The sequence below is a fragment of the Roseateles sp. genome (genome assembly GCF_052436255.1).
Lineage (GTDB): Bacteria > Pseudomonadota > Gammaproteobacteria > Burkholderiales > Burkholderiaceae_C > Pelomonas.
This window is the reverse complement of the sequence record NZ_JBQVNP010000004.1, coordinates 43,430-62,108: the sequence shown is the minus strand read 5'-3', so window position 1 is coordinate 62,108 and position 18,679 is coordinate 43,430. Positions and strand designations below refer to the sequence as shown.

The following is an 18,679-nucleotide window of genomic DNA, read 5'->3' as shown; positions in this document are numbered from 1 at the left end:
TGCGGGGAAGGGGCAGCTTGGGAGCCGCCCTGCGCTCGGCCCGCCTATTTCATACGACCAATCGACAACTGAATGAGCCAAGCTGACAACCACGACCGCATCCGCGTGCAAGGCGCGCGCGAGAACAACCTCAAGGATGTCAGCGTCGACATCCCGAAGCGCCGCCTGACGGTGTTCACCGGCGTATCGGGCTCGGGCAAGAGTTCGCTCGTGTTCGGCACCATCGCGGCCGAGTCGCAGCGCCTCATCAACGAGACCTACAGCGCCTTCGTGCAGGGCTTCATGCCGACGCTGGCGCGGCCCGAGGTGGATGTGCTGGAAGGCATCACCACGGCCATCATCGTGGACCAGGAGCGCCTGGTCGCCAACGCCCGCTCCACGGTCGGCACGGCGACCGACGCTAACGCGATGCTGCGCATCCTGTTCAGCCGCGTCGGCAAGCCGCACATCGGCCCGCCCAGCGCCTTCGCCTTCAATGTGCCGTCGGTGCAGGCCACCGGCGTCATCACCGTCGACAAGGGCGGTGCCAGCCAGGCCGTCAAGCAGACCTTCTCGCGCACCGGGGGCATGTGCCCGCGCTGCGAGGGCATGGGCTCGGTCAGCGACTTCGACCTCGGCCAGCTCTATGACGCCAGCAAGTCGCTCAACGGCGGCGCCATCAACATCCCCGGCTACAGCATGGAGGGCTGGTACGGCCGCATCTTCCGCGGCTGCGGCTTCTTCGACCCCGACAAGCCGATTGCCAAGTTCACCAAGCGCGAGCTGCACGACCTGCTGCACAAGGCCGCCACCAAGATCAAGGTCGACGGCATCAACCTGACCTATGCCGGCCTGATCCCGTCGATCCAGAAGTCCTTTTTGTCCAAGGACGTCGACGCGCTGCAGCCGCATATCCGCGCCTTTGTCGACCGCGTCATCACCTTCCAGACCTGCCCCGAATGCCGTGGCACGCGGCTCAGCGAGGCGGCGCGCAACTGCAAGATCGGCAAGCACAGCATTGCCGACGCCTGCGCCATGCAGATCAGCGACCTGGCCGACTGGGTGCGCGGGCTCAAGGGCGCGGAAGTAGCACCGCTGCTGAAGGCGCTGGGCCAGCTGCTCGATGCCTTCACCGAGATCGGCCTGGGCTATCTGTCGCTGGACCGGCCGACCGGCACGCTGTCGGGCGGCGAGGCCCAGCGGGTGAAGATGATCCGCCACCTCGGCTCCTCGCTGACCGACGTCAGCTATGTCTTCGACGAGCCGACGACCGGCCTGCACCCGCACGACATCCAGCGCATGAACGAGCTGCTGGGCCGGCTGCGCGACAAGGGCAACACCGTCCTGGTCGTCGAGCACAAGCCCGAGGTCATCGCGATTGCCGACCATGTCGTCGACCTCGGGCCCGGCGCGGGTTCCGCGGGCGGCGAGATCGTCTATCAAGGCGACGTCGCGGGCCTGCGCAAGAGCGGCACGCTGACCGGCCGGCATCTGGACGACCGCGCCCGGCTCAAGCCCGCAGTGCGCAAGCCCAAAGGCCAGCTCAGGGTGCGCGGCGCCAGCACGCACAACCTGCGCAAGGTCGACGTCGACATTCCGCTGGGCGTGCTCTGCGTCGTCACCGGCGTGGCCGGCTCGGGCAAAAGCTCGCTGATGCACGGGTCTGTCGCCAAGCTCGACGGCGTCGTCGCCATCGACCAGGCTGCCATCCGCGGTTCGCGGCGCAGCAACCCGGCCACCTACACCGGCCTGCTCGACCCCATCCGCAGCGCCTTCGCCAAGGCCAACGGCGTCAAGCCCGCGCTGTTCAGCGCCAACTCGGAAGGCGCCTGCCCGACCTGCAATGGCAACGGTTTGATCTTCACGGACCTCGCTCCCATGGCTACCGTGTCGACCGTCTGCGAGGACTGCGGCGGCAAGCGCTTCCAGGCCGCGGTGCTCGACCACAAGCTCGGCGGGCGCGACATCAGCGAAGTGCTGGCGATGTCGGTCACCGAAGCAACGGGCTTCTTCGCCGCGCTGACGCCGGCCGCGCACGCGATCCTGGCCAGGCTCGCCGACGTCGGCCTGGGCTATCTCTGCCTCGGCCAGCCGCTGACCACCTTGTCGGGCGGCGAACGCCAGCGCCTCAAGCTCGCCACGCAGATGGCCGAGAAGGGCGACATCTATGTGCTGGACGAACCCACCGCCGGCCTGCACCTGGCCGACGTGGCGCAGTTGCTCGGCCTGCTGGACCGGCTGGTGGACGCGGGCAAATCCGTCATCGTCATCGAGCACCACCAGGCCGTCATGGCCCATGCCGACTGGCTCATCGACCTCGGCCCCGGTGCCGGCCACGATGGCGGGCGCGTGGTCTTCGAGGGCCGGCCGGCCAACCTGGTCAAGACGCGCTCGACGCTGACCGGCGAGCACCTGGCCGCCTATGTGGCGTGCAGCGCTGTTCACCCGAAGCGATGACCAACACGAAGTGAGCACGGTGTTGATACGCCAAGACTTTCGTGGCGTAGAGCGGTCAACTGCCGGAGCCAGGTTCAAAGGCGCGCTGTGCAGCGCGCCTGTCGGCGGGCTTGAAGCGTCAGCAATCTCGGCAGGGGCACCCGCAGCGAGACCCAGCTGCAAGCGGCGCACAGCCAGGCCGCCCACAAGCTGTGGCTCACGAAGTGGGCGCCCCGGGCCCATTGCGCGTACGACGCCAGCAGGCCGATGCCCAACAGCGCCACGCATGCGGCGGGCCAGCGCGCGCCCAGGCCATGCCGCCAGGGGCGCCACAGCCACAGCCAACTGCTGAATGCGAACACGCCCGCACTATGACCCGAGGGAAAGCAGCGCCCAGGGCCGCCGTCGGACAACAGCCAGTGCCAGTGCGACACCCAGGGTGCGGTGCCGCCAAACGGCAGCAGGCTCCAGGGGCAGCTGGTGGTGCTGAAGGTTTTCAAGGCCGGCACCAGCAGCAGCGTCAGGACGCCGGCCAGCAGCGCCCGACGGCGCAGGCCGCGCGACGGCCCCCAGGGCGCCTCGCGGCGCCGCATCGCGTCCGCGCCGAGCAGCATCCATGCCGCCCCTTCCAGCCATCGCAGGGCATCGTGCATGACGGTCTTGGCCCAGAACGCGTCCCGCGCCGCAAAGCCGCGGACATCGCCCAGCCGGTGCGCCGCCGCCAGGTCCAGCCCGCCGAGGTCCCAGGCCAGCACCGCGAGCAACAGCATCGCCAGCAAGCGCAACTCCTGGCGCCGCCCGCTCATGCCCGACATGCAGCCAGCAGGTCCCAGCGGGCATCCATCAGGCCCGTGCGCACGTCCAGCAGATCCAGCACCGTGTGAAAGAGATGCTCATGCGACGCAGGCTGCTCGGGCAGCCTTGCCAGGCAGCCCGGCCCCCAGCCGCGCGTCGCTGCCCAGGACGGCGCGATCCCCATCAGCATCGGCACCTCGATCTGTTCCTTCGGGGCAATCGCATAGGGCAGGCCATGCAGGTAAAGCCCGCGCTCGCCCAGGGATTCGCCGTGGTCCGGCAGGAAGATCAACGCCGTGTCCACCTGCCCCTGGGCGGCCTGCAGGCGCTGCCAGAGCGTGGCCAGCAACTCGTCGGTGTAGCGCAGCGCGTTGTCATAGGCGTTGACGATGGCGGCCCGCTCGCACCCGCCCAGGCCCTCCTCGCTGCACGCCGGGCCGTACGGGCCGAACTGCGGCGGCACGCGCCGGTGGTAGGCCGGGCCGTGGTTGCCCAGCATGTGCAGCACCAGCAGCCGGGTGGTCCCCGGGCGGGCCTCGCGCAGCACCGCCTGCACGCGGTCGAACAGCGCACCGTCCAGGCATCGCCCGCCCTCGCAGGCCAGCGCTTGCTCGGTCGCTGCGTCGCAGACGCCCTTGCAGCCACTCTGGTTGTCCAGCCATTGCACCTGCACGCCGGCGCGCGCCAGCACCTGCAGCAGCGATTCCTGCCGCCGGATGCGCGACTCGTCGTAGTCCCGGCGGCCCACGGGGGCGAACATGCAGGGCAGGGACGTCTCCGTGTCGCTGCCACAGGTGCTGACGCGCGCCCAGCTCAAGAGCCCGCTTTGCTGGCGCAGCAGGGGCGTGGTGTCACGCACGCCGCCGCCTTCCATGTCGCGCCGCCCCCAGTTCGCCGCCCTCACCGTCTCTCCGACCACCAGCACCAGCAGTCGCGGCTTGGCCGTGGCGGACCAACTGGCCCCCGGCTTCGCATCCACGCCGATGGGCTCGCGCTTGCCGGGCGGTGTCCGGGCCGCCACCAGGCTGCGGGGCAGCGACCAGATCGGCGCAGCCGGCAGGAGCTGGTAGCGCAGTTCACGCCGCTCGCGCATCAGCCCCGACAGCGGCTGATAGGCATACACCAGCAACGCCGCTGCCGCCACGACGGCCAGCAACCAGCGCCCGACGGCCAGCAGGCTCGCACGCCGGCGCCCGACCACCGGCGCCAGTTCAGTCTGCAGGATGAACCACCAGGCGGGCACCAGGATCACCAGCACGTGGAGCAGCAACCCGCCGCTGAGAAGTTCGCGGGCCTCCGGCCAGTCGGTGCGCATCGCGTTGCGCAGCATGGCGGGATCGAAGGCCGTCCCATAGGCCTGCGTGAAATGGCCACCGACGGCCGCGATCACGCTGAGCAGCAGCAGCGCCGGCTTGGCCCAGCGCCGATGCACCAATGGCGCCAGCAACACGAAGTGGAGCAACGCGACCAGCAGGACCAGCAGGGCCAGGCCGCCCGGCTGACCCGTCCACGCATGGTCGGCCGCGGCAAGAAACGGGCGGTTGGCGGCCATCGCCCAGTACAGGCACAACAAGGCCAGCAGGCCATCGGTGCTCAGCCGCGGCCGCAGGAGCAAGGGGCGCCGGACAACGGCGGGCAAGAGGGTTTGCATGCGCGCATTGAAGAGCCCGGGCCTGAAGCCAAACTGAAGTGCCGACCGGCGGCCCCGGCGGCGCGTACGTCGGTGATGGCGCACGCCGCCCCCGTGATACGGTGATCGCATGCGACTGCTGCTGCTCGAAGACGACCGCCTGCTCGGCGAAGGCCTGAGCGACTTTTTGCGCACCGAAGGTCATGTGGTGGACTGGTGCTGCACCGTGGCGCAGGCGCGTGCCGCACTCAGCGGCGAGCCCTTCGACCTCTGGTTGCTGGACTGGCAGCTGCCGGACGGCTCCGGCCGGCAGTTGCTCGCCGAGCTGCGGCACGGCAACCGGCAGACACCGGCGCTGCTGCTGACCGCCCGCGACGCGCTGGCGGACCGCATCGACGGGCTGGACGCCGGCGCCGACGACTACCTGGTCAAGCCCTTCGCCCCCGAGGAGCTGGCCGCCCGCATCCGGGTCTGCCTGCGCCGCCTGCAGGTCCAGCCCAAGGGGCTGCGGCTGCAGGCCCAGCTCCAGGTCAGCCTGGCGGAGCGTCGCGTCTGGTGGGACGGGCTGCCTGTCGAGCTGACCGCGCGCGAATGGATGCTGTTCGAGGCGCTGTGCCTGCGGGCCGAGCGCTGGGTCAGCAAGCCCGATCTGGAACGTCTGATGCACGGCTTCGACGGCGAGCCGGCCGTGAGCAACGCGCTGGAGGTTCATGTGGCCAATCTGCGCCGCAAGCTCGGCCGCGGCTGCATCGAAACGCTGCGGGGCGTGGGGTATCGGGTGCGCCATGAGCACTAGTCGGCTGCCCACCATCGCGCGGCGCCTGCTGTGGGTCACAGCGGTCGGCAGCCTGCTGATCGCGCTGGCGGTCACGGCCTCGGCCGGGCTGACGGTCGACGCCGAAGTGGATGAGTTGCTGGATGACGTCCTGCAGGCCAGTGCCGCCCAGCTCGCGCCTTTGCTGCTCCAATCCGGCGCTGCGCCCCATACCCCGCCACCCGACCCGGAAGGCGAAGTGCGTTTCGCCTGGGCCTGGTACGACAGCGCCGGGCGCACCGTGCGCGCCAGCCCCGGCGCAGAGCCGGCGGCCTGGCAAGGGGCCGGCAGCGGCTTTGCCGACCGTGCTCATTGGCGGCTCTACGGCCTGCCGCTGCGCGGCGAGCTGGGCCTGCTGGTGGTCGCGCAGACGCGCGCAGAGCGCAGTGAAGCACGGCGCGAGGTCATCAGCCACGCGCTGCTCGCGGCGATGGCCCTGACTTTGCTTGGCCTGCCGCTGCTGGCCTGGCGTGCCCAGCAGGAGTTGCAACCTCTGCAGCGCCTGGGCGAACGGCTGGCGAGCTTCGATGCCGACCGGGCCGATCCGCGCGGCCTGCCGGCGGCGCTCGGCGCGGCGCAGCGCGGCGAGCTGTTGCCCGTGCACGAGGCGCTGGCCACCATCGCCCAGCGGCTCGGCGAGCGCTTGGATTTCGAACGCGAGTTCAGCGCCCAGGCGGCGCATCTGCTGCGCACGCCGTTGGCCGGCATGGACGCGCAGCTCGCGGTCGCGCTGCGCGAGCAGCCCCAGCAGTTGCGCCTGCAACGCGTGCGTCAGGCCAACCAGCGCCTGCAGCATCTGGTGGTCGCGCTGCTGCGGCTGTTCCGCCCCGAGCCGGAGCTGCGGCGCAAGCCCGTGGAGGTGCGGTCGCTGCTCGCCGGCCTGCCGCTCGGCGACCTGCAACTCGACGCTGGCCCGCCCTGCCTGCTGGATGCCGACGCGGAACTGCTGGCTGCGGCACTGCTGAATTTGGTGGACAACGCGCAGCGCCACGGCGCGACGCGTCTGAGCTTGACGGCCATACCCGGGGGGCTGCGCCTCGCCGACAACGGCCAGGGCCTGGCGCCCGAACAACTGGAAGCGCTGCGGGCGAGCCTGCAGCCCAACCAGCAGGCGCCCGGCCTCGGCCTGCGGCTGGCGCTGCTGGTCGCAAGCGCCCATGGCGGCCGGATCGAAATCGCGCGCGTTGAACCGGGCTTTGCGATCGAACTCCACCTGATGGCGTGAGCCCACGCACCGCGCCAGGGCTCAAAGAGACTTCAGACCGAGTGCGGCAGCGCCACGCTGATCTCGAACCAGAAGCGGCTGCCTTGCGCCAGCCGGCTCTCCAGCTGGATCTCGCCGCCCATCATGCGAACCAGCTGCCGGCTGATGGTCAGGCCCAGGCCGGTACCGCCGACGCGCTGCTCGGCATTGCCAGCCTGCTCGAAGGGCTCGAACAGGCGCGCCACCTGGTCTTCGGCGATACCGACACCGGTGTCCTGCACCTCGAAGCACAGCCTGACATGAGCCCCCGCCTCGCCGGCTGAAGGCAAGGTGCGCGCACGCAGGGTCACGCCGCCCACGTGAGTGAACTTGACCGCATTGCCCAGCAAGTTGAGCAGGATCTGGTTCAGGCGCTTCTCGTCGGCCAGCACGACGGCCGGCAGCTGCGGGTCGAGCTGCAGGTCGAGTGTGATGTGCTTGTCCTCGGCCATCACGCGCACGATGTCCACGACCGCCTGCAGCCGCGTGACCAAGTCGACGGGGCCGACGCGCAGCTCGGCCTTGCCGGCCTCGATGCGCGACAGGTCCAGGATGTCGACGATCAGCGTCAGCAGGTGCTGGCCGCTGCTGTGGATGATGTCCAGCCCGTTGCGCTGCTTGGGGCTGAGGCTGTCGTCGAGCTTCAGGATCTGCGCATAGCCCATGACGGCGTTCAGCGGCGTGCGCAACTCGTGGCTCATGCGCGCCAGGAACTGGCTCTTGGCGCGGTTGGCTATCTCGGCGCGCTCCTTGGCATGGCTGAGTTCCAGCGTGCGCTCGCGCACCAGGTCTTCCAGGTGGTCGCGGTGGGCCCCCAGCTCGGTCTCGCGGTCCTGCAGCACCGCGAGCATGCGGTTGAAGCTGTGGGCCATGGCGGCGATGTCGCGCGGGCCGCCGGCGGGCGCGCGCACGTCGACCTCGCCGCGCTCGACCCGCTCCATCGCGTCGGACAGCGCGACCAGCGGGCGCGTCAGCCGCAGCGCCAGGAAGCGCACCGCGAACAGGAACAGCGTCGCGAACAGCAGGGCCACGCCGAAGTTGGCAAGGAAGAGCGAGGTCTGGGTACGGTGCAACGTCGCCTTGCTCAGGATGACGCGCACATGCCCCAGCAGTTGCGGCGGACGCAATGTCGCGTCGAAGGGCGACGCTTCGGGGCGCGTCCAGACCGGCGCGGCGAAGGCCCAGCTGGCTTCGGTCTCCTCGGCCAGCCAGGGCTCGCTGGCTGCCGGGTCCACCGCCGCGGCGGCCGCGCCGGTCACGGGCAGGCGGTCGCGCTCGGCACCGAGCGCCAGCAGCAGGCGGCCGGCGGTGTCACGGATCTCGATGGCCATCACGTCCGGAAAAGCCAGCGAGGCGCGCACGGCTTCCTCGGCGTTGTCGGCCGCCGCGTACAGCAGGGCCAGCGAGCTGTTGGATGCGAGGTTGGCCGCCACGCGCCCACCCTGGTCCATCAGCATCGCCCGCACTTGCCGGCCGCCCTGCCAGGCGTTGACGGCGGCCACGAGCAGGGCCAGGCACAGCGCACCCAGCGTGACGGCCATGCTGAGATGGCGACGGAAGGAGGATTCACGCAGCCAGCGGGCATACACGCTCAGTGGCCAGGGGCGTTGCCGCGCCACGGGCACGGTGCGCTCGTCGCGCAGCAGTGCGGGCGGCTGGGAGTCCAGTGGAAGCGGTGGCGTCACTCTTGAACCCTTAGCTTGTGGGGTAGACCAGGTCGAACCCGGACTGCACCGCCGCGACATCGATGCCCAGATGCGCGGCAGTGCGGATGTTGATGGCGGCCCGGGCCTGGCGCAGCGGCAGCACGCCGCCGGCGCTGCCCCTGGCACCGGCGGCCAGGCGTTGCGCAGACAGGGCCAGCGTGCGGCCGAGCTCGTGGTTGTCGGGGTAGAGCGAGAACAACGCACCGCGCCTTACATGGGCCAGGTGGCTGGAGAACACGGCCATGTTGCGGTTCCAGCCCTCCTTGAGCACCAGCGGCAGCACGGCGTTGTCGTCTACCGAAGTCAGGTCCTGTGGCAGCCACAGCGCGTCGCGCGCGGGGTCGGCCGCGGCCAGCAGCTGGGTGTAGGCGCGCAGGGCTTCGGCCTGGCTGGCGGCCTCCTGGGCCAGCAGCTCCAGCCCCTCGGCACGGGCAGCCTCGCGCGCCAGCTTCACGAGCCAGGCATTGAGCTTGGGGTCGTAGACCAGATGCACGCGTCGGGTGCCCGGCTTGAGCCGCTTCAGGCGCGCCAGCAGCAGGGCCGGGTCGGGCGCCAGTGTATGGATGGGGAAGCTGCGGGCCTCGGACTCCTGCACCGACACGACGCAGCCGACCAGCACCGCCAACTCGTCGGCCAGCGCCGCCGCGACGCGCATGCCGCCGCGGCCCAGGCCGATCAGCACCTTGGCCTCGCGCTTGCGCATGTCGTCGGCAATCTGCGCCGGGTTGGCATTGTTGGTGACGGCCAGGCTGGTCACCGCACCGCCGAGCTTGTCCTCGATGCCGCCGATGATGGCAGTGAAGATCTGCCGGAAGGGTTCGCCCAGCTCCGGGTAGACGACCATCACCGAACGCCCCAGCTCCGCCGCCGGCGCGGCGCCGGCGGCCAGCGCCACGGCGGCGCCCAGGCCCTGTCGCAATGCAGCGCGGCGCGTGGCTTGGGCGGGGCTACGGGGCTCGGTCAAGTGGAAGGCGCGCTGGATGGCAGGGTCTGCAAGGGTGGGCGGCATTATGCAAAGGCGCCAGGCCGCCTAACGGCGGTTCGCAACGTGGTGTCTGAAATGCGAAGGCTGCCCGGACGGAGTTCACGACGGCGCCGCAGTCGCGCCGCCACCTTCCTCGCGCACCACGGCGGCGACAGCACAATACGCGCCCACCACCTTCCACCTCGGAGAAGCCAGCAATGCGACCTTTCTTTGGCTTGGTGATTCTGAGCGGCCTTTGCTGGGCCGCGGGCGCATCGACTGCCTTCGCACAAGCGCCGAGCGAGGAGGAGGAGCTCGCGCAGATCTACGGCGACAAGACCACCATCAGCATCGCCACCGGCGCCTCGCAGTCGCTGCGCCGCGCACCCGCGGTGGCCACGGTGATCACGGCGCAGGACATCGCCAACATGGGCGCGGCCGACCTCGACGAGGTGCTGGAGACCGTGCCCGGCCTGCACGTCAGCCGCAGCCACGGCGCCTACACGCCGCAGTACTTCATCCGCGGCGTCGCCAGCGACTTCAACCCGCAGGTGCTGATGCTGCAAAACGGCGTGCCGATGACGACGCTGTATGTCGGCAGCCGGGGGGTCGTCTGGGGCGGGCTGCCGGTGCAGAACATCGCGCGCATCGAGGTCATCCGCGGGCCCGGCTCGGCGTTGTACGGCGCCGATGCCTATGCGGCCGTGATCAACATCGTCACCAAGGGCGCGCAGGACATCGCGGGCACCGAGGTCGGCGTGCGCGCCGCCTCGTTCAACACGCACGAGGCCTGGCTGCAGCACGGCGGCAAGGTGGGCCCGCTGACCGTGGCCGCCTTCCTGCGCGCCGGGCGCAGCGACGGCTTTCGGGAGATCATCGCGTCGGACGCCCAGACCGGCCTGGACGCCGTCTTCGGCACCCGCGCCAGCCTGGCGCCAGGGCCGGTCAACACCGGCCATCGCGCCGTCGACGGCGGCCTGACGCTGGGCTGGGGCCCCTGGCGCCTGCATGCCGGCTACAAGGACCGCCGCGACGTCGGCGCGGGCGCGGGCATCGCCGGCGCGCTCGATCCCGTGGGCCGCCTGGGCTCGCGACGCACGGTGCTGGACGCCAGCGTCAACGATGTCAACCTCGCACCGGGATGGCGGCTCAACGCCAACGTCAGCCACCTGGGCTATGTGCAAGAGCTGTCGGTGCCGGTCCAGCTGTTCCCGCCGGGCGCCTTCGGCGGCGCCTTCCCGAACGGCGCGATCGGCTCGCCCAACACCTGGGAGCGTCAGCTGCGCCTGTCTGCCGCCCTCACCTACAGCGGCTGGGCCGGCCACCAATGGCGCATCGGCATCGGCCATGACGACCTCGACCTCTACCGCACTCGCGAGCTCCGCAATTTCAACGTCATCACGTCCGGCCCCCTCACCGGCGTGCCGGTGCCCACGCCCGGCGGTCAGCTGATCGAGGCGCCGGTGGCCGACTCCTTCCTCGCGCCGCACCGGCGCCGCGTCGACTACGCCTATGTGCAGGATGCGTGGAGCTTTGCGCGCGACTGGACGCTGACCGCCGGCGTGCGGCACGACCGCTATGCCGACTTCGGCTCGACCACCAACCCGCGCGTCGCGCTGGTGTGGGACGCCAGCCTCGACCTCACCGCCAAGCTGCTCTACGGCAGCGCCTTCCGGGCACCGTCCTTCAACGAGCAGTACGGCGTCAACCCGGTGGCCAGCGGCAATGCCGGCATTCAGCCCGAGACCATCCGCACCGTCGAGGCCGCCCTGCAATGGCATGCCGGCAAGGCGCTGCAGCTGAACTTCAATGTCTTCCGCTACGCGATGGACGACATCATCAAGACCACGCCCAACCCGGCGCCCGCGCCCGGTGCGACCTTCCGCAACGCCGGCTCGCAGCACGGCAGCGGCGCCGAGGTCGAGTGGATCTGGGACCCGCGGCGCGACCTGCGCCTGACCGGGAGCTATGCCTACCAGCGTTCAACCGACCAAACCAACCGCAGCGACGCCGGCTACGCGCCGCGCCGCCAGCTGAACGCGCGGCTGGACTGGTCCTTCACCAACGGCGCCATGCTCAGCGGCAAGCTCAACCACGTGGCCGGCCGGCAGCGCGCCTTCGGTGACAACCGCCCGGCCGTGGCCGACTACACAACGCTGGACCTCAGCCTGCGCACGACCCTGGCCGCCACCGGCTGGGAGTTGGCCTTCGCGCTGCTGAACGCCTTCGACGCCGATGTGCGCGAGCCCAGCGTGCCCAGCGCCGGCATCGCCAACGACCTGCCGATGGCGGGGCGCTCGTTGTCGGCCCAGGCCAGCTACCGGTTCTGAACCCAGCGCCGCTTGGGTGCACCCGCGTAGGCGATGTCATCGCAGGACAGCGGGAAGAGGCGGCCCGCCGGCCGCTCGGCCGCCACGATGAAGCAGGGCGTCATGCCGGCCAGCAGCATCGGCACCTGGAAGTGGTGGAACTCCGTCACCGACAGGCCCAGGTCGGCGGCCAGGCCGGCCGTGAGCGCCGCGTAGTTCATCTTCAGCCGCGCATCGCGCGCCACCAGCAGGACCTCGACCGCATGCGCCAGCGCCACGTGCGGCCCGCCGTCCAGCCCGTGCTCGCGGGCGATGCCCAGCAGCCAGGGCAGGCGCTCATCGGTCGAGTGGATGGGCCGGCCGTAGCCGTAGATGCGGCGCTCGGCCAGCTCCTGCTCGACGAGTTCCGCCAGCACCGCGCCGCCGGCGACGCGACGCTGCGTGGCGATGAGGAAGTCGATCGCGCGCACGCAGGGGTGGCCGCCGTAGACGGTGGCCTCGGACATGCCAAGGGCGGCGGCAATGCCCAGCGCCGGCGTGCTGCGCGCGCTGCCGGCCAGCGCGGCGACACGGTTGTTCCACAGCCGCGCATCCGGATAGCTGGTGCAGACCCACATCGCATGCAGCAGCTTGAGCTGGTTCGCCGCGAAGCGCCGGCCGGTGATGGACAGCAGGTAGAGCTCGACCCAGTCGGCATGGCGCAGGTCGGCATGCAGGTCATGGCCGAGGAAGACCGCGCGCGTGCCGACAAAGGCCTTGCCGGCGCGGGTGGGCAGCGGCGCTGCGATCATGACTGCACCCTTCGGCCTGCGGCCTGTCCCGCCAAGCGGGAGCGAGCTTGCTTGGGGCGGCCCAGCGCTGCGCTCATGCCGCCTCCCGCGCGGCCGGATCGTTCAACAGTTCCAGCTCGAAGAAGGGAAAGTGTTTGGGCCCGAGCGCGCGCTGCTCCAGCGCATGCGCGGCGGCGCCCGGCAGGCGCAGCAGCAGGCAGAGCATCTCGCCCTGCTCGGGCGTGAAGCCCAGGTCGGCCAGCGCGGCAGCGACGATGCCGGTCAGCGCCAGCGGCATGCCGGCCAGGGCCTCCAGTTCGGCGCGCCGCTGGGCCAGCCAGGCCAGCAGGTGGCTTTCGGGGTGGCTTTCCAGGTGAGCGAGCAAGCGGCCGGCCAGCGGCGCGATGCGATCGGCCTGCGGGTCGAAGCCCGGGGCGTGATCGCACGCCGGCCAGATGCCGGCCACGCCGGCGCGGGCAGGCTCGACGGCGTCGGTCCAGCGCTGCATGTCGGTCCCGCAGCGTTGCCACAGGCCCATCGCATGGAAAACCTCGCGCGCCCCGCCCTGCCCGCCCGCGCCCACGGCCAGCGCGGCCATCAGCGCGGCCGCGGCCGTGGAGCCGCCGGTGCCCGCGCACATGGCCGCATGCACGCTGGGGTCACGCGGCCCGGGGTTGGCCAGCGCCAGCGCCAGGTCTTCCAGCGCCGCCGCCTGGGCCGCGCTGGGCGCCTCGCCGCGGAACAGCAGAAAGAGCATGTCCACCCAGCGCGCGCGGCCCAGCATGTCGCCATACACGTCGTAGCCATGGCAGAAGGCCGCCTGCGGGGCGAAGGCGTTGCCAGGTTCGGCCTCCTCCAGCCAGATGCGAGTGTGGACCTGGCTGCTCATCGCGCCGTGCCCAGCGTCTTCATGCGCAGATTCATCGGCGGCACCTCCTCGCCGTCGATGCGCACGTCCAGCAGCGACGGCCCGGCACGCGACAGGATCGCGTTGAAGTCCAGCGCATCCAGGTCCTTGGGCGAGCGGATCACGTGGCCGGGAATGCCCATGGCGGCGGCCATCATGGCGAAGTCCACCTTGGGCAGTGCAAAGCCGATGGGCTCCGCGCCGGCCAGGCGCTGGCCGTGCTTGACCATGCCGAGCGCGCCATCGTTGAGCACGATGTAGAGCACCGGCAGGCCGAGTTCGGCCGCCACGGTGATCTCCTGCCCGTTCATCAGATAGCTGCCGTCGCCCGTCAGGCACACGACCGGGCAGCGGCGGTTGGCCAGCGCGATGCCCACGGCCGAGCCGATGGCCCAGCCCATGGGCGCGAAGTCCATCGTCACGCGCAGCCAGCTCGACGGGCGCGTGCGCCGCTCCTGCCCCGCCGGCAGGAAGGGACCGCCGGGCAGGCGGCCGCCGCGCTGATCGTGCGGCGCGAGGTAATGCACGGCCCAGGCAGCGCTGTTGCCGGCGTCGGCAACGAAGCGCGTCTGCGGCGGGCAGCGCTCGGACAGCGTGGCGAGCAGGCGCTGCGGCTTCACCGGTGCGCTGTCGCTGTGGATGGCGGCCGGGCTGTCCACCATGGCCTCATAGGCCTGGCGTGCCAGCTGCGGATGCTGGAAGGGCAACACGGTCGCGTCCTGCCCGTGGTTCGAAGGCGTCAGCAGCGCGATCAGCTGCTCGCACACCGACTTGATATGGCCGCGCACATGCAGCCGCGCCGTGGGCGAGCGCATCAGGTTCTCGTCGCTGTCGTCCACGTGCACGAGGCGGCTGTTCAGCAGGTTCGTGGACCAGCCACCGCTGTTGAACTCGCCGAAGCCCGTGCCCAGCGCGACGACAAAATCGGGCTCGCTGGAAAGCAGCTCGGCCGCGCTGGCATGGCCGCCAAAGCCGAACACGCCGCGAAAGCGCGGGTGGCGCGGGTTGATGAAGCCCTTGCCATCGGGCGTGGCAATGAAGTGGCCGTCGGTGAGCTGCACCAGTTGCATCAGCTCGTTGGCGGCATCGCCGCAACCGTCGCCGATCAGCCAGACGGGCGCGCGCGCCGAGAACAGCAGGCGGGCCAGTTGGCGCACGGCAGGCAGGTCCACCAGGGCTGGCGCACGGCGCAGCAAGCCCGAGAAATCGGGCGTCTCCAGGTCATGCGGCAATGGCTGGCGCAGGATGTCGACCGGGATGGACAGGTGGCTCGGCCCGCTCGGCGCGCGCTGGGCGTGCATCAGCGCGTTGAACAGCTTGATCGGCAGCTGCTCGGCATGCGAGACGAGCGAGTTGTAGCGCGTGCAGGGGCGGAACATCGCCATCGTGTTGATGCCCGTGCAGCTCGACTCCTGCAACGCGCCCTTGCCGAAGTTCTTGATCGGCGGCTGGCCGGTGATCACCAGCATGGGCACGTTGTTGTCATAGGCGCAGGCCACGCCGGTGATCAGGTTGGTGGCGCCCGGCCCCGAGGTGGCGATGCACACGCCGATCTTGCCGGTCTCGCGGGCATAGCCGTCGGCCATGTAGGCGGCACCTTGCTCGTTGCGCGCCACGACGGCCTGCGGGCCGCCGCGCCGGCCGCTGCGCGCCAGGGCGTTGTACAGCGGCTCAATGGCGCCGCCGGGCACGCCGAAGACGTACTCCACCCCCAGCGCCTCCAGCGCTTCGACGAGCATGTCGGCGGCGTCACGGGTGGCGGGCTCGCGCGCCGGGTCGGGCGCGGCGGCATAGAACGGGGCAAGAGCAGTGTTTGATTCCACGGTGCGGCAGCGGCAGGCAATAGGACACCGCAGCGGGCTGCGGAACCCTTGCGTGGGCAAGGGCACCTGCGGGTCCGCACGGCATCGGGAACTGGATAGGCCCACCGAAAAAAGGTGGACCCTTGAACACCGCGGGACACCCTGCCCGACGGCCTTGCTCCCCCTGCGTGCGCTGTGGGCCTGACTAGCCCCGCGTCATCTCTGGCCTGCGCATGAAGCCGTTAGCACCGCGCAGTGGACGCAACTGTATCGAAGTGAAACTTGCCCACATCCCCGCGAATGCGGGAAAACACGGGATCGTGGTGTGCAGTTCGTGAACTACTGCGCAGGTCGATGGGGTCAGGGCTTGCCTGGCGCGCCAGCGAGCTTCCCCACGGCGGCCAGCGTGGGAGCGTGAAGTCCGGGTGCCACGCATCCTAGGCGCGCGGTTCCGCCAGGCATGCCGACAGCAGCAAGGCCGGCTGGACGCGATCGTCCGGGTCGGTCACCAGCAGCAGCTGCAGCGCGCCGTTCTCCACAGTCACGGCAATGCCCTCGGCCTTGCACCGCAGCGACAGCGGCAGCATGGCGCGCAGCCGGCCGTCGGCGGCCACGATGCCGACAGCCGAGCCGCGGCAGGGCCCGTCCGCATAGTTGTCGTCGGTTGCCTCCGCCGCTGCACAGAACACCCAGCCGCCGTCCGGCAGCGTGGCGCCGTCGGTGAAGCACAGCGGCACGCCGTCGATGTCGCCGAGTTCGTAGCGCGTGCTCGATACCGGTTCGGGCGTCTGCGCTGCGCCATCCAACCAGCCTTGCACCGCGGCCCAATCGAAACCGATGCGCTCATTGACGGGCGTGGCCTGGTTCCCGCGCTGCAGCAGGTGAAGCTGACCAGCGCCGACAAAGGCGCCCTCGATGTTCAAGCGCTCATGCCGGGCCTGCAGCGGTCCGTACAGCGGCGACAGGTCGACCTCCCGGACCGGCCCCGCCAGCGCGCCGCCCTTGCCCAGGCCCATCAACGCCGCGCGTTGTCGCTGCGCGCGCGAGCCGGAGCCCAGCGCCAGCAGCGCTCCGCCGGGGCAACCCCGCAACGCCGGCAACTGCACCAGCGCCTCCAGGTCGGGCTTGGCGGCTTTGCGCGGCTCGGGCGCGGCCGGCAGCTCGCCGTTGAAGAGGCGATGCAGGCGGCCGGGGCGGTCGTCTTCCCGATTGAACAGGGCGAGCTGCTGTTCGTCGTCGGCAATGACATACAGCCGCTGCCCCACCCTGACCAGTCCGCTGGCGGCGCTCAGGGGAGCCAGTCCACCGTCGGTTTGCACCTGCAGTGTGCGAAGGACCCTGACGTCGAGCATGCCAATCCTTCAAAGGTGCGGATGATGCGAGCCGCCCGCTTCAGCTGGGCGACAGCCCCGGCCCGTAGCGGTCGAGCTTGAGTTGGCGCAGCAGCGCCACAAAGCGCGGCTGCTCGCGCAGGCCGGCCCAGCGCGGGTCGTCTTTCAGAAACACCAGCTGGGTGTCCCGCGCCACATGGGCGCGCTCCAGCGCGTCGAGCGCCTGTGTCGTTTCCCCGAGTGCGTTGTGCAGCACGGCCAGGGAGATGGGCGGCACGAATTGCTGTTGGGAGCGTTGCAGCAACCGGTCAAGGATCGCGCGGGCCTCGGCCTGGTGGCCCAGCCGGGCCAGGTGCATGCCCAGCAGCGCCTGCGGCCGGCTGTTGCCGCCGGCCTGTTCCACCGTGCGCCGCAATGCCGCCAGCGCCAGGTCGGGCTGGCCGTCGGCCAGGTGCAGCAGCGCCTGCGTGCGGTGGGCGAGGTAGAAATCCGGCGTGATGTCGAAGGCCCTTTGCAGCCGCAGGCGGGCCGCCTCGCGCTGGCCGCGCGCCAGCAGGTAGCCAGCCTCCAGCGTGTTGAGGAAGGGCGACATCGGGTCCAGCTCGCGCGCCAGGCGCAGGTGCTGCATGCCCTCGTCGGGCCGGTCCTGCGTCAGCAGCAGCTGGGCCAGGCCGAAGTGCGCCATCGCCACATTGGGGTTGACCGCCAGCGCGCGCCGAAAGCCGCGCTCGGCGCCCGGCCAGTCGAAGTCGAAGTAATAGAGGCTGAAGCCCTGCTCCGACAGCGCGGCGGCCAGGTCGGGCGCCAGTGCCAGCGCACGCTGCACGGCCTGCTTGGCGGGCTGGAAGACGTCGCTGGCCGGGGCGTCGGCGGCCAGCAGGGTTTCGCGCAGCGCCTCGGCCAGACCGACGTGGGCCAGCGCGTAGCCGGGGTCGGCGTCCAGCGCCTGGCGGAACAGCGCGATGCTCTTGCGCAGGCTGTCGCCGCGCCGGGCCTGGGCATGGCGGGTGGCGGCCAGGTAGAACTCGTAGGCGTCGGTATTGCGCGTGCCGCCCAGCGGTTTTCCGGGCAGGCCGGTGGCCGCGCCGCCGCTGGCCTGCAGGCGCGGCGCCAGCGCCTGCAGCACCCGTGCCGAGATCTGGTCCTGCATGTCGAAGACGCCGGTGAACTGCGCATCGAAGCTGTCACTCCAGCCCGCGCTGCCGTCACTGGTGCGCAGCAGGCGCGCGCTGACGCGCAGCTGGTCGCCACGCCGCTGCAGCGAGCCGTCGACGATCCAGTCCACGTCCAGCTCGCGCGCGGCGCGCACCGGGTCCTGGTCACTGCCGGCGTAGCGCCGCACCGATCCCACCGAGCGCACCACCAGCCCCGGCACCAGCGACAGCCGCGTGATGAGGCTGTCGGCCATGCCCAGCTCCAGCAATTCGTCGCGGCCCTCGGCGGCCAGCGGTTTGAAGGGCAGCACGGCCAGCGTGACGCTGCCGGGCGGGCTGTCGGCGGCCGGTTCCGGCTTGCGCAGCCACAGCCATGCGCCGCCCAGCGCCACGGCAGCGCCGCCGACCAGGGCCCAGCGCCGGCCCGGGTGGCTGGCCGTGGCGCGCGTGGGTGGCGTCATCACCGGCTCGGGTACCGGCTCGGGTACCGGCTCGGCCGGCGGCGCTGTCTCGCCGGGCACCGTCACCGGCGCAATGAAGCGAAAGCCGCGCCGCGGCACGGTCTGGATGTAGCGGCTGCCCGCCGGCTCGTCGCCCAGCGCGCGCCTCAGGCTGGACACGGTCTGGCTGAGGTTGTTCTCCTCGACCACCAGGCCCGGCCACAGCGCGCGCATCAGCCGGTCCTTGTCCAGCAGCGTGTCGGGGTTGTCGACGAACAGCAGCAGTGCGTCGAACAGGCGCGGCGTCAGGCTGAGCTCGCTGCCGTCATGCCGCAGCACCCGCTGCTGGGAGCGTTGCAACACGAATTCGCCAAACGCAAGCAGTTCGGGCGCGGGCAT

The 18,679-nt window shown here is 70.9% G+C and carries 13 protein-coding genes; 4 read left to right on the top strand and 9 right to left on the bottom strand.

Going from position 1 to position 18,679, the window contains the following annotated elements:
• The first annotated feature begins 72 nt into the window (after nucleotides 1–72).
• A complete protein-coding gene (locus ACT6S0_RS01885) occupies nucleotides 73–2,436 on the top strand; it encodes an ATP-binding cassette domain-containing protein (protein ID WP_444762218.1) in 2,364 nt (787 codons plus the stop codon).
• Nucleotides 2,437–2,510: 74 nt separating this feature from the next.
• Here ACT6S0_RS01885 and ACT6S0_RS01880 read toward each other — a convergent pair whose 3' ends face one another.
• Nucleotides 2,511–3,230 carry a phosphatase PAP2 family protein gene (locus tag ACT6S0_RS01880; RefSeq protein WP_444762217.1) on the bottom strand — a complete coding sequence of 240 codons (720 nt, stop codon included), beginning with the start codon at nucleotides 3,228–3,230 and terminating at the stop codon, nucleotides 2,511–2,513.
• Nucleotides 3,218–4,861 carry a phosphoethanolamine transferase gene (locus ACT6S0_RS01875; protein ID WP_444762216.1) on the bottom strand — a complete coding sequence of 548 codons (1,644 nt, stop codon included), beginning with the start codon at nucleotides 4,859–4,861 and terminating at the stop codon, nucleotides 3,218–3,220. The genes ACT6S0_RS01880 and ACT6S0_RS01875 overlap by 13 nt, the downstream gene beginning before the upstream one ends.
• Nucleotides 4,862–4,970: 109 nt before the next feature.
• Here ACT6S0_RS01875 and ACT6S0_RS01870 point away from each other — a divergent pair, with 109 nt between their 5' ends.
• A complete protein-coding gene (locus tag ACT6S0_RS01870; protein WP_444762215.1) occupies nucleotides 4,971–5,636 on the top strand; it encodes a response regulator in 666 nt (221 codons plus the stop codon).
• A complete protein-coding gene (locus tag ACT6S0_RS01865) occupies nucleotides 5,626–6,879 on the top strand; it encodes a sensor histidine kinase (RefSeq protein ID WP_444762214.1) in 1,254 nt (417 codons plus the stop codon). Before ACT6S0_RS01870 ends, ACT6S0_RS01865 begins: the two co-directional genes overlap by 11 nt.
• Nucleotides 6,880–6,911: 32 nt before the next feature.
• Here ACT6S0_RS01865 and ACT6S0_RS01860 read toward each other — a convergent pair whose 3' ends face one another.
• Together ACT6S0_RS01860 and ACT6S0_RS01855 are read right to left on the bottom strand one after the other, a co-directional pair.
• Complete coding sequence (locus tag ACT6S0_RS01860; RefSeq protein WP_444762213.1) at nucleotides 6,912–8,582, bottom strand: ATP-binding protein; 1,671 nt, start codon at nucleotides 8,580–8,582, stop codon at nucleotides 6,912–6,914.
• A 10-nt stretch (nucleotides 8,583–8,592) separates the two neighbouring features.
• The gene (locus ACT6S0_RS01855; protein WP_444762212.1) at nucleotides 8,593–9,567 is read right to left on the bottom strand and encodes an ABC transporter substrate binding protein; all 975 of its coding nucleotides are present in this window, start codon (nucleotides 9,565–9,567) and stop codon (nucleotides 8,593–8,595) included.
• Nucleotides 9,568–9,785: 218 nt separating this feature from the next.
• Between ACT6S0_RS01855 and ACT6S0_RS01850 the strand changes: the two genes are divergently transcribed.
• On the top strand, nucleotides 9,786–11,897 hold the full coding sequence (locus ACT6S0_RS01850) for a TonB-dependent receptor plug domain-containing protein (protein ID WP_444762211.1): 2,112 nt from the start codon (nucleotides 9,786–9,788) through the stop codon (nucleotides 11,895–11,897).
• Here ACT6S0_RS01850 and ACT6S0_RS01845 read toward each other — a convergent pair.
• From ACT6S0_RS01845 to ACT6S0_RS01825, 5 genes are all read right to left on the bottom strand, one after another.
• Nucleotides 11,885–12,667: a hypothetical protein gene (locus ACT6S0_RS01845; RefSeq protein ID WP_444762210.1), complete on the bottom strand. Its 783-nt coding sequence runs from the start codon at nucleotides 12,665–12,667 to the stop codon at nucleotides 11,885–11,887. The genes ACT6S0_RS01850 and ACT6S0_RS01845 overlap by 13 nt on opposite strands.
• Nucleotides 12,668–12,740: 73 nt before the next feature.
• Nucleotides 12,741–13,535, bottom strand: coding sequence for a citryl-CoA lyase (locus ACT6S0_RS01840; protein ID WP_444762209.1), 795 nt, complete (start codon nucleotides 13,533–13,535; stop codon nucleotides 12,741–12,743).
• The gene (locus ACT6S0_RS01835) at nucleotides 13,532–15,376 is read right to left on the bottom strand and encodes a thiamine pyrophosphate-binding protein (RefSeq protein ID WP_444762208.1); all 1,845 of its coding nucleotides are present in this window, start codon (nucleotides 15,374–15,376) and stop codon (nucleotides 13,532–13,534) included. The genes ACT6S0_RS01840 and ACT6S0_RS01835 overlap by 4 nt, the downstream gene beginning before the upstream one ends.
• A 416-nt stretch (nucleotides 15,377–15,792) precedes the next feature.
• A complete protein-coding gene (locus ACT6S0_RS01830; protein ID WP_444762207.1) occupies nucleotides 15,793–16,707 on the bottom strand; it encodes a DUF6929 family protein in 915 nt (304 codons plus the stop codon).
• A 40-nt stretch (nucleotides 16,708–16,747) separates the two neighbouring features.
• The gene (locus ACT6S0_RS01825) at nucleotides 16,748–18,679 is read right to left on the bottom strand and encodes a winged helix-turn-helix domain-containing protein (protein WP_444762206.1); all 1,932 of its coding nucleotides are present in this window, start codon (nucleotides 18,677–18,679) and stop codon (nucleotides 16,748–16,750) included.